A 13,496-nucleotide genomic window follows, 5' to 3' on the forward strand; every position below is an offset into this window, starting at 1 on the left:
TCGTCTCTTTCTTTGCACGCGGGGTGTCGCGCAACACCCCGCGTATGGCTTGGGCTGATCAGCCTCTTATCATGTATACCGTTTGAAGGGGCCAAAAGTTACGCTTTTGGTCAAATATTGCTCGTTGCGCATGACGTTAACCCTCCGGCGGGGTTTTGGGGCATAGCCCCAAAGCGGGTTTCAGGGCGGCAGCCCTACATGTAATACGAATGGGCACACGACCCCACCGAACTCTCCGAAGGGTGTTATAGTTATTGCTACACCGTTGAGATTTCTTTACGGCACAGGAACTTTTTTGGATTTATACTGCATTGTATGTGGTGTATAGTTGCAAGGAGGGGACTATGCCTAAACATTCGTTGAGACGTATCGTGACAAGTGGATTAACCATTTGGTTACTCATCAGCATGAGCATTGTTGGCATCGCTACAACGGGGCTAACGTTAGTACCGAGCGAACGTAGCGTGCAGGCAGCCGAGAGTGATGGCAACCATCGCATCTACCTGCCGATTGTGAACACACCCTTTCCCGATGCGCTTGGCCAAGGCGTCGTGGTTGTGGACAGTCAAACTGGTGGGCTCGTAACCACCGATAGCGGCGCGAGCTTAGAGATTCCTCCTGGAGCAGTGCCACTTCGGGATGATGGGCAGGTGGGCGAGATGACCTTCAATATGCAGGTGGTCGATCGTACCCCAAGCCTACCAAGCGAGTTTACCCCAGTTGGCTTGGTCTACCAACTCGGGCCAGAGGGTTTTACCTTTAATACCCCAGTGATCCTCAATCTGCCTATTCCCAACGACGTCGATCCCGCCAGTGTCCTTGGTTTCACCTACTACGATGCCACAAGTGGGGAATGGCAGATGGTACCAGCGACGGTAGATGCCGAGAATCGCATAGCGACAGTGGCAACCACCCACTTCTCACCTTGGGGATTATTCCGCTTTTCTCGCAGTGATACGACGTGGCGTAATACCAACGGTGGCAGAATCCGTGTACGCAATCCGCATCGCTACGAGAGCGGTGTCTACCCACCACCTGACGGCAACCTTCCCTACACGGTCACCTATGGGGTGTGTGTCAGAAGCTATACGCTTGCCGACCCGCAACAGAGTTGGGCTTGGACACCACCGCAGAACTGGACGATGACGGTAAATGCCTATGTTCACCCGCTGAGTTGGAACTATGGGCAACCGCGCCAAGCCGATTGGTGGCTTCCCAATGGAACCTATGATCTGATCGAGGTGTGGCACTTCTCTGAAGTAAACCGCTCGACTGGCTATGTCCCGCGCTTCGCTAGCTACTGGCGACCCATTGGCAATACCACCGTCAATGCCCAAAATCCGCAGGAGTTTGTCTACTCTGAGGCCAACCTTGATCTCGCCAACTTCACCGCTGGTCGTCCGCCTTGCTTTGGCCGCCAAGACACCTCGGCTGGTACGGGCGATGTGCAGATTACCCTCAATTGGAACGCTCGGGTTGACCTTGACCTCCATGTGATCGATCCCAATGGGGAACGCATCTACTATGCCAATACACGCAGCCGGAGTGGGGGCCAACTCGACCGTGATAACCTGTGTTGGAATATGATCTTAGGGCGGCCTGAGAATATCTTCTGGCCGAGCGGCGAGGCACCGCCTGGAACCTACATTATTCAGGTTGACTACTTCAGTGGCTGTGGCGGAAGTGAGGCTGTGCCCTTCAGTGTACGTGCCGTGATCCAAGGCCAAGTCTATACCTTCACTGGGGTCTCACGTCCTGGTGATCGTCGGGTGGAAGTTGGCCGGGTGGAGGTACGCTAATACCTTTGCTACCGTTGTAGCCACGCCTGTGCAAAGGTGTAGAATTTTTTGGGGGGAGGCTTCGCTTCCCCCCTGAACTCTGAAATGATATAACGCCATGACGAGCATCCTAATCGTTGAAGATGAGCTACTGGTGGCGATGGACACCAGGGCGCTGTTGAGTAACCATGGCTATAAGGTGGCCGCTGTAGCTACGAGTGGCGGTGAAGCGGTTAATCAGGCGCTCAATCTGCGTCCTGATCTGATTCTTATGGATATTCGTCTGCGTGGTGAGATGGACGGAATTACTGCGGCAGATCAGATTCTTGCCCACTATCAAGTTCCAATTATTTACCTCACGGCGTTTGCCGACGATATGACCCTACTGCGGGCGCGTAGTACAGCCCCCTATGGCTATTTAGTCAAGCCGTTTGATGAGGCAACCCTGCTGGCTTCGATGACCATGGCGGTTGAACGCCACCGCCGCGATCATCAGGCAAGTGCTCGTGCTGAGTTGCTCAGTTCGATCCTGGATGGTGCCGGGGACGCAGTGATTGCCGTAGATGCCAATGGCCTCGTGACGTACCTCAATAGCCATGCGGCAGCACTGATTCAACAGGATCGCATGGCTGCGGTTGGCCATCCGGTTGCTGCACTCTTGCCCCTGCGCGATCCGAGCAGTGGGGTACTCGTCAATCCCCCGGCCCTTGATGCGCTCTTGGGTTCGGTCATTTCACCCCGCCCACGGGCGCTCGATCTCTGTTTGCCTGGCCATCCACCCCGCCGCATCTTCGTTGGTACCGCGCCCACCGCAGGTGCGCCCGGCCATACTGGGGCGGTCATGATTATGTGGGATCAGCCTACGACACCCTCCTATCGCACAGCAACAACACCTGAACAACGCCCCGCGCCGCTACCACCGTTGCCGCGCCGCCCCGGCCCTGAACCCCGTCAGCCCGGACAAGTCTCGCGCCTCTCGGCGGCCTGTGCCAGCCTGATTGCGCCTGGCTGGGTGGATCGCCCACTCAAACTGCACCTGCTACTCGTCCTCTACCAACATCCCCAAATGCGTCACAATACCCTCAGCCTCAGCGAATGGCTCAAGGAGCCACCATGGGAGGTGCAGAGTGCCTTGGGTGAGTTGGCTGAGGTGGGGTTGCTCTACCGCAACGCCGAACAACCCCATCCATCCTTTTACGTCGCAGCCACCGCTGAGAATAGCGGCGTTGCCGCCCTGGCCCGCGCTTTCGATGACCCCGAATTGCGCCAGTTGCTCATTACCCGCGTGCGGGCTGCCGAACAGGAACGAGTGCTGCGCCAAACCCCACCCTGGGAATTTATTCGCTGAAACTGGCCAAAAGCCCCTCAACCCGCAGGTGCAAGGCGTCGCGCACCGCACGGAACATGGCCTCTTGCTCACCTTCCGGGGCGGCAAGCGGGTCGCTGATGCTCCAATGAATCTGAGCAACCTCACTGCCCCAATAGGCACACGCTTCGCGGGTTATATCGCAAACCGTGATAATCAGGTCGGGGCGCAGGTCCTGCAGCGCCTCTAGGCCCTTGGCATACTGCGAACCGAGATCAACGCCTACTTCAGCCATAACCCGGCTTGTGAGCGGGTGGATCGGCTGTGGCCGTGTGCCAGCACTTCGCACGATGTATTGGCCTTGGCCGAGGTGGCGTAACCACGCTTCAGCCATTTGCGAGCGGGCACTATTGGCGGTACAGAGGAAAACGATAGTGCCTGATAGCTCACGGGCTACAGGGACATGGTTAGGAACGCACAAGCGCACCCCGAGATCGCGGTAGATATCCTTGAGTGCAGCAAAATCAAGGCTATAGTAGATCACCCGTCCATCGGCGTCACTGCGATGGATCTGCACAAGCCCGCCCTGGCGTAGGGCACTCAAATGGTAGGAGACGAGATTCTGCGGCAGACCAAGCTGGGTGGTCAATTCACCCACTTGGTAATCACCCTGGCGCAAGGCCAGAATCAGCCGCCAGCGCGTCTCATCAGCCAACAACTTTAGCCCTTCAGGCAGCAACGCTGGCGTATTGGGAGTGGATTGCTTTGAATCGCTCACGTGGTTTCAGGCTTCTCTCCCAGAGGGTTTAGATGCTGTCTGAAACGTCCATGAACTGGCGTTGGAGTGCCGGCTTCAGCCGGCTAAAGCCGGCACTCCAACGCGTGCTCACTAGCTTTTCAGACAGCTTCTTAGACAATATTGCGGTAGCTCTAGATCATACCCAGAGCCCAAGGGATTGTCAATATGGCTCTATACATACCAATTGGGTGTGACCAAAATGTGTAGATAGGGGGTGCGGGGGAACCTGGTTCCCCCGCATTTCCCCCTGTCTGGCGGGGTTGCAGGGCACCGCCCTACAGATTCCAGTCACACCCATACCAATGACCCTTGGATGTACTCGTTCGGTTCCACGACGATGTGCGTTACAGCCTATTTGATCTCGTCAGCATGGGCGAGCAGTTGGAACAGATCTTTCACCGCCCCGTCGATCTGCTTGACCGCAAGGCGATCGAGCAAAGCGCCAACTATCTACGACGCCAGACGATTTTGCGTTCATCTGAGGTGATCTATGCGGAGCGATGATGCCTATGTGGTGATTTCTCATATTGACAACCTTCGATATACATGCTATACTCCACCCCAACATGGCAAAATTACTCCCAACAGGTTGTTGCGCTCCGCGCTTGCAAGCTCGCCTGAGTAGCGAAGATGCGCAGGCTTTTGGTGCGCAATTGGGGCTGCTTGGGCATCCGATTCGGCTTCAGATCCTTGATCTGTTGGCCCAACACGAAGAACCTGTCTGTGTCTGTGATCTTGAGGCGGCCTTGCCGGTTAAGCAACCTACCGTTTCACACCATCTGCGCCTGTTGCGTGAGGCGGGCCTGATTGATTGTGAGCGCCGTGGCCTCTGGGCCTATTACACGGTGCGCTGCGAGGCCCTTGCAGCCCTGCGGGCTCGCATTGTGGCCCATCTTGATGCCTTGCTCTAGTAGGGCGCGAGGGCGCGAGGGCGCAAACCTATTTTCTATGTTCTCATTGCTGTTTTCTTTCTTATGGGTTAAATATCGAAGTTCATCAATCTAAGGAGGAACGTATGCGTCAGACCATCCCCGATTCCAGTGCGATCAAGGCGGCGGTGCAGGAACACTACGGGCAGGCGATTACGCGGGGGAGTTGTTGTACAACTGACACAACCACCAGTACTGAGGTGCAGATCTATGGTGCCGAGACGCTGGCTCGGTTGCCAGAGGGTGTGGTGACCACGTCGTTTGGCTGTGGCAATGCGCTTGCGCTGGCGACGCTGCAACCTGGTGAGGTTGTGCTTGACCTTGGCTCCGGGGGCGGCCTTGAGGTAATCTTGGCGGCCCAGCAGGTCGGGCCTGACGGCTTTGTCTATGGCCTTGACATGACCGACGCGATGCTTGAGACCGCCCGGCGGAATGCGGCCCGCGTTGGGGCAACCAATGTGAGCTTCCTCAAGGGGGATATTGAGGCTATCCCCCTGCCCGATCAATCTGTTGATGTGATTATCTCCAATTGTGTGATCAACCTCGTACCCGATAAGGCGCAGGTACTCAATGATGCCTTCCGCGTACTCCGCCCCGGCGGACGCCTCGCTGTCTCTGACATTGTTTTTGATGGCGATCTCACAGCCTTTCCGCTTCCCGAAGCGACCATCCGCTCGGCTTTGAGTTGGTCGTCATGCTTTGCAGGTGCATTGACAATGGACGATTACCGAAACCTCCTAGAGGCAGCCGGGTTTACCGCAGTGAACCTGGAGGTATTGCACCGCTACACCGTTGCCGATCTGCGGAACGAAGGCTCCGAGATGCTCGAAGGTCTACCTGCCGAGCTATTGCCCATGCTCGAAGGCCGCGTGACCAGTTGCGCGATTAGTGCCCGCCGTCCGCCTTGCAAGGATGCGTGAGGCGAAGCGGCGAGGGCCTCGCATCCTCGCGTCCTCGCGTCCCCTTCAAGCCCTCCACCGCTTGCTGCAAGGCCGCCTCGCGCTCGTGTAGCACCTGCTCGGCTGGTAGCAACTGGAAGAGATCGAGCCGCGCCAGTTGTGCCCGCAGTTGCCCCGCCGGTAGCACCAAATAGATCGTGCAGCCCGTCTCTAGGGCATCCTTGATCGCATTCTCAAGCGCGAGTGCAATCGTATCATCCAGCAACGGCACATTACTCAGATCAAACACAATCGTCTGATAAGCCCCCAGCTTTGCATGTTGCCGTGCAATCGCCTTTGAAACACCAAAGATCATAGGGCCACTCAGGTAGAAGAGCAGCACCTGCCCCCCCGCTTGGTTGAGCAACTCACGCTCGCGGGGGGTCAGCACAATCGCATCATCAGCGTCACTCACCGTCTTCACCTGCTCCGCCTGGAGCGCACTCAACCGCTCAATGGTCAGGATGTTGGCAATAAAGATGCCCACCCCCACCGCGACAATCAGATCAACCAAGACGGTCAGCAGCAACACACCATACATAATCAACGTCGTTGGCCAAGAAACACGGTGGGCCCGTTTCAAGAAACTCCAATCGAGAATGTTGAAGCCAACATAGAGGGCGATACCGGCCAAGACAGCCAACGGGATCTGTTCGGTCAGTTGGGCTGCACCAAGCACGACAAACAACAAGATGAGCGCACGAACAATCCCAGCCAGAGCGCTACGCGCCCCACTCTGGATATTGACCACCGTGCCCATTGTGGCCCCGGCCCCCGGCAAGGCTCCAAACAGCCCCGCCATCAGATTGCCAAGCCCCTGACCAATCAACTCTTTGTCGGTCTTGTGTTCGCTGCGGGTAAGGCTATCGGCAATCATCGCGGTCAGTGTCGTATCAATCGCTCCCAGCAAGCCCAAGATCATCCCATCAAGCACCATTGTGATCACCAACTCCGGCGTAAACGTCGGCCAGATCAGGGTGGGCAAACCCACCGGAATGGCCCCAATCTGCCGCAGGTCGGCATCGGCAAAGAAGAAGAGCGCCACCAGGGTACCGGCCACCAAGGCGACCAATTGGGGCGGCGCATAGCGTTTCCAGCGGGAGGGAAAGAGAAAGAGAATCGCCAGTGCCAGCAACCCCAAGAGCAACTCTTGCCAACGCAGGTTCGCCACCAACGTGGGCAACTGCTGCAAGGTGCCCCACACCCCCCCCGGCGGACTAGGCTGGCCCATGAGCGGCCCCAACTGCAAAATGATCAGAATGATCCCGATCCCAGACATAAAACCCGAAATGACCGCATAGGGCATCAGGGTAATATAGTTGCCCAGTTTCAGCACCCCCAACAAAACCTGAAAAAGCCCCGCAATCATCACCACCGTAAACGCCATTGCCAAGCCATACTCTGGATTAGCGGCCAACATCGCCGTAATCACCGCCGTCATAATCACCGTCATTGGCCCGGTTGGCTCCGAAATGAGCGTCGAAGTGCCGCCAAAGAGCGCCGCAAAGAGGCCCACCAAGACCGCCCCATAAAGCCCTGCTGCCGCACCCGCACCCGACGCCACCCCAAAGGTCAAGGCCAGCGGCAACGAGACAATCGCCGTCGTCACGCCCCCAAAGAGATCTCCGCGCAGATTGTCAAACCGGATCTGGTTGAACAGCCGCATGCCCACTCCTTTGGCTTTGGTAAAGAACGAATAGCAAATCACGACTTGTGGATCGTATTATAACACAAAACCAAGCGGGGTTGAGGCGTAGCCTCAACAGTACCACGCCGGCGGCTAAAGCCGCCGGCTGCTATGCGAAAGCCCGCTACGCGGGCTGCGAGCCAGTCATGCTCAGCCCGCGTAGCGGGCTTCGACCGCATACCAGACGCAGGCTTTAGCCTGCGGCGTGAGGAACGCCGAGAACACCATGCAAAAATTTGTTAGCGCGAAAAAGCTCTGGGCCGCGCCGCTTGGCTTCGACAGGCTGGTTTCGGCAGGCTCAACCACCGAGCCAGCGGCGCGGTGGCTGAGCCTGTCGAAGCCACCGCGAGGTCGCCTGCCAACCCAAGGCTTTTTCGCGCTAACAAAAATTTACGTCACACCCGCCGCTTCATCTCCCCTTGACGCCCGTTAGCGGATTCGCTACACTACTACTATTGGATGCGGCGGGCTGCAAGCGGCGGCCCGCTGTCTGATTGTGCAAAAGCTCTGGAGTTTCTATGCAATCCCTGGTCACGCTCGCGAGTACCCAGGTACTCCAACAAGCGGCTGAAACGCAAAGCAGCAATCCCTTGATTTCGATTGTTGCCTTTCTGTTGATGCTTGGCTTGCTCGTTGTGGTTCATGAATTGGGCCATTTTTTGACTGCTATTCGGATGGGAATTAAAGTCGAAGAGTTTGGAATTGGCTTTCCACCGCGAGCAATGGTGATGTTTGAGCGCAATGGGGTCAAATATACGCTCAATTGGTTGCCACTCGGTGGCTTTGTGCGCTTTGCAAGTGGCGATAGTCCCGATGATCCCCTCTACGGTGCTGGCGGCAGCCTCGCCGCAGCCCCACCATGGCGCAAAATTGCCGTCATGGTCGCTGGCCCACTCATGAATCTCTTCTTGGCCATGCTGATCTTCGCCATTCTCTTCATGGTCATGGGCATCCCCACCCCCACCGGACGCCAAATGCTCGGCCAGATCTACCCCGATACGCCTGCTGCCGCTGCGGGCATGCAGAGCGGCGATCTCTTGGTGAGCCTCAATGGTCGCCCCGCCACCTCGGCAGATGTGATCAGCAGTGTGGCCCAAAGCAACGCAGGGCGCCCGATTGAGGCCCGCGTGCTGCGCGATGGCCAAGAGCTGCGCCTCAATATCATCCCCGGCCCTTGGACCACCCCTGACGGCGCGAATATCCCACTTGGCTTTGGCTTTAGCTATAGCGCCGATGTTGAGATGGTTGCCACTGGGCCAATTGGGGCCGTCTGGCACGGCATTACCTATAGCTTCGAGTTGACCGGGCGCATGCTTGAGGCTCTCGCTGGCTTGCCCGCTGCACTCTTCGGGCTCTTTACGCCTGAACCATCGCCCAACGGCGAGCCGATTGGCCCCGTCGGGATCGCCCGCGCTACCGGCGAAGTCATTCAGCAGCCCGGTGGCTTCCTCGCCTTCTGGAACCTTACCGCCATCCTGAGCCTCAACCTCTTCATCCTCAACCTCCTCCCCATCCCCGCCCTCGACGGGAGCCATATCATCTTTGCGCTGATCGAGTGGCTACGCGGTGGCAAGAAGGTTCCACCGGAAAAGGAGGCAATGGTTCACGCCTTTGGCTTCATGGCGCTCATGGGGCTCATGCTGCTCATTACGGTCAATGATGTCATGAATGCTATTCGTGGCAACCCCGTGCTTGGCGGAGGCTAATACCAGTTACGAGTGATGAGTGGCGAGTGACAAGCAGGGTATACCTCATTGCAATGCGGTCTGACGTAATCTGCTATGCGGCATGTTCAATGGTAATTGGTATAACCCGCCCCTTGGGGCATACGGCGGGAGGATGCGAGGGAACCTGGTTCCCTCGCGCATCCTAACTTACAGGTTTTATTTTGAGGGCGAATCCGCCAAAGAGAGAGTCTGATGGAAAGAAATTGGAGCGATCTTGCAGCCGTCGAAGCTCACCCTGATGTTGTAAGTGGCACCTGGGTCTTTCGGGGTACACGCGTTCCGGTTGTGGCGTTATTTGAGAATTTGCGTGATGGTGCAACCATTGACCAATTTCTTGAGTGGTTTCCCGGCGTCCAGCGCGCTGATGTGGAAGCCGTGTTGGATTATGAGGTTGCGTTGCTCAACCTCCCGGTCGAACGGGCTGCGCTAGGCACATACGAAGAGCTTGAGATCTAATACCAATCATGCAATCTATGCCAAATGTTCGCGCCAGCGAAATCGCTGAATATACCTTCTGTGCCAAGGCTTGGTGGTTACGCCGTGTGGCGGGGGCCCAGCCGCGTGGGGCTGGCCGCCGCGCCGCAGGCGTGCGCCGCCACGCCCGCCACGGTATGCTCGTGCGCCTGAGTAATGTCGCCCTCTGGGCCGGGGTCTTGGCGATGGCCCTGGGCCTCTTACTGCTCTTTCTGCTGTGAATCTTGCCCTTGTACTGATTGCCCTTGCGCTGCTACTGCTCACCGGCGCGGTGCTGCTGCGTCGGCGTAGCGGCCTGCCGTGGGCTCGCGTGCATGCCGAGGATGTTAGCGCACAGCACACACCCGAACGGCCACTCTACGCGCAACGCTATGGCCTGAGTGGACGGCCCGACTACCTGATTGAGCAGGATGGCGCCATGATCCCGGTTGAGGTCAAGCCGAGTCGTCGTGCGCTTGCCCCCTATGAATCTGATGTAATGCAGCTTGCCGCCTATTGCCTCTTGGTTGAAGAGCACTATGGGGAAACTCCCCCTTACGGCCTGCTGCGCTATGCCGACAACACCTTTCGCTGCCCCTACACGCCCGCCATCCGCGCCCAACTGCTCGCTACCATCGAGAACATGCGCGAACTCCTTGAGGCCGAGGCGGTGGCCCGCAGCCACAACGCACCCGCCCGCTGCGCCGGATGCGGCCTGCGTGACGAGTGCGATGAGGCGCTGTGAGATATACTCCTATTTCCTATTTTCTTGTTGCTGTATTCTACCCCTACCCCAACAGCGGACGTAGCGCCGCAAGCAGCGCATCATAATCGGGCTCTTGTCCGGCCTGTGGTACATATTCGGCGTACTGGATGATGCCTGCGCCATCAATCAGAAAAACAGCGCGGCTGTTGAGCCGAAAATCTTTTAGGTAGGTACCGTAAGCTTGGGCAAAGCTCATCTCACGATGATCCGAGAGCGTAATGAGGTTCTTGGCCTCACTGCTGCTGCACCAGCGCGCTTGGGCGAAGGGCAGATCGGCACTCACCGTCACAACATTGACCTGATCGGCCAGGGCAACCGCTTCGGTATTGAAGCGCACCGACTGCTTCGAGCAGACACCAGTATCAAGCGAAGGGACGACGCTCAAAATGAGGGGTTTACCAGCAAAATCGGCCAGGGTGACCTCTTTGAGTTTGCTGTTGAGCAGCGTAAAGGCGGGAGCAGCCTGACCAACAGCCAACTCAGGGCCGACGAGGGCCCGTGGACCGAAGAAATCGAACGCAGCAGCGCGCTCGCTCATGGTGTCTTCTCCTTGCTATAGAAGGGGTTAGGATACGCGGAGGGCGGTGCAGTCTGTGCAAAACCCTCTCATAGTGTAAGTGTTCACACTTCTTCTGGGTGCGCGGGCCTCCGGCCCGCATGCGGGCCGGAGGCCCGCGCACCCAGCAGTTGCTTACCCCAAGTCTGAACACTTATCCTCATAGTGCATAGTTATTGTACACGATATGCAAACCATTTGTCAATACTTGGCCCCGACTAAGGGAAGCAGAAACTTTTAAGTATCCCAGCAGCCTGTCATGCTGAATAGTTCATGGTTTACGACTATCGTAGTGCCGACTTTAGTCGGCTGAGGTCTTTGGCAGCGATGGGAAGCCGACTAATGGTCTTCCAGTAAATAATCCGCTAACCAGACCTCGCAAATCTGGCATATCTATCAGGTCTAGCCCGTGCCGCGACACCGGATTAATTTCTGGAACACCATAAGTTGGCACTACCTACGGCGCAAACAGGAATGTTCCTACGAACCTTCGCTCAGGATGGCAACGCAACGGGGTAATCAACAGCATCCGCTTCCCTAAAGTTGGCACTCCGCTAGGGTGACTTTTGCGCTATTGCCTATTTTCTCGTTTCTCGTTTCTGTTTCCTGCCCTCATGGCTAGGTCTGATATAATAGCCCCGATGGAGCCAACCAATACCCTAGACCAAACGAGCCCTAGCCCTATGCCTGGTAAAGCCTACCTCGTCGGTGCTGGCCCTGGCCGCGCTGATCTGATCACTGTTCGCGGTATACACCTCCTACGTCAAGCTGATGTTGTTCTCTACGACTGGCTGGTGGCACGTCAACTGCTGGCCGAAGCGCCCGAAGCTGCCGAACGCGTCTTTGTCGGGAAGTCGCACGATAAGCACACCCTGGAACAAGATGCCATCACTGAGTTGATGGTGGCCCATGTGCGGGCTGGACGCCAAGTGGTGCGGCTCAAAGGCGGCGATCCGAGTGTCTTTGGCCATGCGGGTGAAGAGGCCGCCGCCCTCGCTGCGGCCAACCTGCCCTTCGAGATCGTGCCGGGGGTCTCGTCGGCCCTCGCCGCCCCGGCCTACGCCGGTATCCCCTTGACCTACCGGGGTCTTGCAACCGGCTTCGCGGTGGTCACTGGCCACGAGGCATCTGATACCAATAGCCCCACCGATTGGTCGGCGTTGGCCCGCATTCCCACCCTTGTGATCATGATGGGCCTGCATCGCGCCGATCGCGTCTGTGCCGCTCTGCTCGCCGCTGGGCGTAGCGCCACCACCCCGGTGGCGGTGATCAGCCGCGCTACCACCAATGAGCAAGAGACGCTCCAAGCAACCCTTGCGACCCTGCCGGATCGGCTGCGCGACCACATGCTCCCAACTCCGGCCATCCTAGTCATTGGTGCTGTCGCGGCCATGGCCGAGCAACTGGCCTGGTTCGATCCGCACGAGGTTGCCGAGGGCTTTACGACCTTTTGAGCGCGATGTTCCTTGAGTTACAAGCCATCGTTTGTACCTACGACGCAACGCCGGTGTTGCGTGGGGTGAGCTTGGGGGTAAGTGAGGGGAGCATTACGGCCCTGTTGGGGCCTTCGGGCTGTGGCAAAACCACGCTGCTGCGCGTCGTAGCTGGGCTCGAACCGGCCCAGCATGGGGCGGTGCTGCTCGAAGGCCAAAGCCTCACAGGTGTGCCCCCCTACCGCCGAGGCTTTGGGCTGATGTTCCAGGACTATGCGCTCTTTCCGCATCTTGATGTGGCTGGCAATATTGCCTTTGGGCTCAAGGTGCAGGGGCAAGGACGGACGGCCCCGCAGCGCGTCGCCGAACTGCTCGAACTAGTAGGGCTACGCGGCTACGAACGGCGGCGCGTCTACGAACTCTCAGGCGGCGAACGGCAGCGCGTCGCGTTGGCCCGTGCCCTCGCACCCCGCCCGCGCCTGCTGATGCTCGATGAACCCCTGGCAGCCCTCGACCGCGCCCTGCGCGAACGGCTTCAAGATGAACTACGCTCGATTTTGCGCCGTGTCGGCGTGACCACCCTCTATGTCACCCATGACCAAGAGGAAGCCTTCGCCCTCGCGGATCACGTAGCACTCTTGAACCAAGGCCAACTGGAGCAACACGGCCCCCCCGAACTGGTCTACCAACAACCTGCGAGTACCTGGGTGGCCAGCTTCTTGGGCCTCAACAACCTCGTGGCGGGCCACTGGTGCGCGGATGGACGCATCGCTACCCCCTTGGGCCAGCTTGCCTGTCGCCATAACGGATCAATTGGCGCACCAGGCAGCCCGGTGTGCATTGTCATCTACCCCGACGCAGCACAGTTCCATGCCGACGCACCATGCCAAGTCAGCATCCGCGAACACCAATTCCGTGGGCGCAGCCACCGCGTCCTCGTTCACCACCAGAGTGGCCTCAGTCTCAGCTTTGATCTGGCCAATCCCCCCGGCCCGCCTGGCACCCAGATCGGCTTGCTGCTCGATCCAGAGCGCATCTATGCGCTGGAACGATCCATAGAAGCTGTCTGAAAAAGGGCATCATGTCGTTGCACACGATGTGGCATGCGCTGGAGTGCCGGCTTT

The 13,496-nt window shown here is 58.0% G+C and carries 14 protein-coding genes; 11 read left to right on the forward strand and 3 right to left on the reverse strand.

Features of this window, described 5'->3' with window-relative positions; translation table 11 throughout:
* Window positions 1-344 precede the first annotated feature (344 nt).
* Window positions 345-1,799 carry a DUF2135 domain-containing protein gene (locus tag CJ255_RS00695; RefSeq protein WP_097642167.1) on the forward strand — a complete coding sequence of 485 codons (1,455 nt, stop codon included), beginning with the start codon at window positions 345-347 and terminating at the stop codon, window positions 1,797-1,799.
* A 97-nt stretch (window positions 1,800-1,896) separates the two neighbouring features.
* Window positions 1,897-3,126, forward strand: a complete 1,230-nt coding sequence (locus CJ255_RS00700; RefSeq protein ID WP_097642168.1) for an ATP-binding response regulator — start codon at window positions 1,897-1,899, stop codon at window positions 3,124-3,126.
* On the opposite strand, the gene CJ255_RS00705 is transcribed toward CJ255_RS00700, so the two are convergent.
* On the reverse strand, window positions 3,116-3,862 hold the full coding sequence (locus CJ255_RS00705) for a metalloregulator ArsR/SmtB family transcription factor (protein ID WP_097642169.1): 747 nt from the start codon (window positions 3,860-3,862) through the stop codon (window positions 3,116-3,118). The two genes, CJ255_RS00700 and CJ255_RS00705, sit on opposite strands and share 11 nt — an antisense overlap.
* A gap of 330 nt (window positions 3,863-4,192) precedes the next feature.
* Between CJ255_RS00705 and CJ255_RS22350 the strand changes: the two genes are divergently transcribed.
* From CJ255_RS22350 to arsM, 3 genes are all read left to right on the forward strand, one after another.
* Complete coding sequence (locus CJ255_RS22350) at window positions 4,193-4,387, forward strand: hypothetical protein (protein WP_124681772.1); 195 nt, start codon at window positions 4,193-4,195, stop codon at window positions 4,385-4,387.
* A gap of 62 nt (window positions 4,388-4,449) precedes the next feature.
* Complete coding sequence (locus tag CJ255_RS00710) at window positions 4,450-4,794, forward strand: ArsR/SmtB family transcription factor (RefSeq protein WP_097642170.1); 345 nt, start codon at window positions 4,450-4,452, stop codon at window positions 4,792-4,794.
* Window positions 4,795-4,898: 104 nt separating this feature from the next.
* A complete protein-coding gene (arsM, locus tag CJ255_RS00715; RefSeq protein ID WP_097642171.1) occupies window positions 4,899-5,732 on the forward strand; it encodes an arsenite methyltransferase in 834 nt (277 codons plus the stop codon).
* Here arsM and bicA read toward each other — a convergent pair.
* The gene (gene bicA / locus CJ255_RS00720) at window positions 5,698-7,416 is read right to left on the reverse strand and encodes a bicarbonate transporter BicA (protein ID WP_097642172.1); all 1,719 of its coding nucleotides are present in this window, start codon (window positions 7,414-7,416) and stop codon (window positions 5,698-5,700) included. The two genes, arsM and bicA, sit on opposite strands and share 35 nt — an antisense overlap.
* 539 nt (window positions 7,417-7,955) lie before the next feature.
* On the opposite strand from bicA, the gene CJ255_RS00725 reads away from it, so the two are divergent.
* The 4 genes from CJ255_RS00725 to cas4 all read left to right on the forward strand — a co-directional run bounded on the left by CJ255_RS00725 (window position 7,956) and on the right by cas4 (window position 10,362).
* Window positions 7,956-9,143 (forward strand): M50 family metallopeptidase, encoded by a 1,188-nt coding sequence (locus CJ255_RS00725; protein ID WP_097642173.1) that lies wholly within the window; start codon window positions 7,956-7,958, stop codon window positions 9,141-9,143.
* Window positions 9,144-9,356: 213 nt separating this feature from the next.
* The gene (locus CJ255_RS00730; RefSeq protein WP_097642174.1) at window positions 9,357-9,620 is read left to right on the forward strand and encodes a DUF433 domain-containing protein; all 264 of its coding nucleotides are present in this window, start codon (window positions 9,357-9,359) and stop codon (window positions 9,618-9,620) included.
* Window positions 9,621-9,637: 17 nt separating this feature from the next.
* Complete coding sequence (locus CJ255_RS00735) at window positions 9,638-9,859, forward strand: hypothetical protein (RefSeq protein WP_097642175.1); 222 nt, start codon at window positions 9,638-9,640, stop codon at window positions 9,857-9,859.
* Complete coding sequence (gene cas4 / locus CJ255_RS00740) at window positions 9,856-10,362, forward strand: CRISPR-associated protein Cas4 (protein ID WP_245863088.1); 507 nt, start codon at window positions 9,856-9,858, stop codon at window positions 10,360-10,362. Before CJ255_RS00735 ends, cas4 begins: the two co-directional genes overlap by 4 nt.
* 43 nt (window positions 10,363-10,405) lie before the next feature.
* On the opposite strand, the gene tpx is transcribed toward cas4, so the two are convergent.
* Window positions 10,406-10,921, reverse strand: a complete 516-nt coding sequence (tpx, locus tag CJ255_RS00745) for a thiol peroxidase (protein WP_097642177.1) — start codon at window positions 10,919-10,921, stop codon at window positions 10,406-10,408.
* Window positions 10,922-11,622: 701 nt separating this feature from the next.
* On the opposite strand from tpx, the gene cobA reads away from it, so the two are divergent.
* Window positions 11,623-12,393, forward strand: a complete 771-nt coding sequence (gene cobA, locus CJ255_RS00750; RefSeq protein WP_097642178.1) for a uroporphyrinogen-III C-methyltransferase — start codon at window positions 11,623-11,625, stop codon at window positions 12,391-12,393.
* Between the two features lie 5 nt (window positions 12,394-12,398).
* On the forward strand, window positions 12,399-13,442 hold the full coding sequence (locus CJ255_RS00755; RefSeq protein WP_097642179.1) for an ABC transporter ATP-binding protein: 1,044 nt from the start codon (window positions 12,399-12,401) through the stop codon (window positions 13,440-13,442).
* The last annotated feature ends 54 nt before the right edge of the window (window positions 13,443-13,496 follow it).

The sequence above is a fragment of the Candidatus Viridilinea mediisalina genome (genome assembly GCF_002532535.1).
Taxonomy (GTDB): domain Bacteria; phylum Chloroflexota; class Chloroflexia; order Chloroflexales; family Chloroflexaceae; genus Viridilinea; species Viridilinea mediisalina.

Excerpts from the sequence above, each read along its gene's own strand:
- bicA (WP_097642172.1), bottom strand. The coding sequence starts at position 7,416 with ATGCGGCTGTTCAACCAGATCCGGTTTGACAATCTGCGCGGAGATCTC.
- CJ255_RS00735 (WP_097642175.1), top strand. The coding sequence starts at position 9,638 with ATGCCAAATGTTCGCGCCAGCGAAATCGCTGAATATACCTTCTGTGCC.
- CJ255_RS00710 (WP_097642170.1), top strand. The coding sequence starts at position 4,450 with ATGGCAAAATTACTCCCAACAGGTTGTTGCGCTCCGCGCTTGCAAGCT.
- CJ255_RS00695 (WP_097642167.1), top strand. The coding sequence starts at position 345 with ATGCCTAAACATTCGTTGAGACGTATCGTGACAAGTGGATTAACCATT.
- CJ255_RS00700 (WP_097642168.1), top strand. The coding sequence starts at position 1,897 with ATGACGAGCATCCTAATCGTTGAAGATGAGCTACTGGTGGCGATGGAC.
- cobA (WP_097642178.1), top strand. The coding sequence starts at position 11,623 with ATGCCTGGTAAAGCCTACCTCGTCGGTGCTGGCCCTGGCCGCGCTGAT.
- tpx (WP_097642177.1), bottom strand. The coding sequence starts at position 10,921 with ATGAGCGAGCGCGCTGCTGCGTTCGATTTCTTCGGTCCACGGGCCCTC.
- arsM (WP_097642171.1), top strand. The coding sequence starts at position 4,899 with ATGCGTCAGACCATCCCCGATTCCAGTGCGATCAAGGCGGCGGTGCAG.
- CJ255_RS00755 (WP_097642179.1), top strand. The coding sequence starts at position 12,399 with ATGTTCCTTGAGTTACAAGCCATCGTTTGTACCTACGACGCAACGCCG.
- CJ255_RS00725 (WP_097642173.1), top strand. The coding sequence starts at position 7,956 with ATGCAATCCCTGGTCACGCTCGCGAGTACCCAGGTACTCCAACAAGCG.
- CJ255_RS00730 (WP_097642174.1), top strand. The coding sequence starts at position 9,357 with ATGGAAAGAAATTGGAGCGATCTTGCAGCCGTCGAAGCTCACCCTGAT.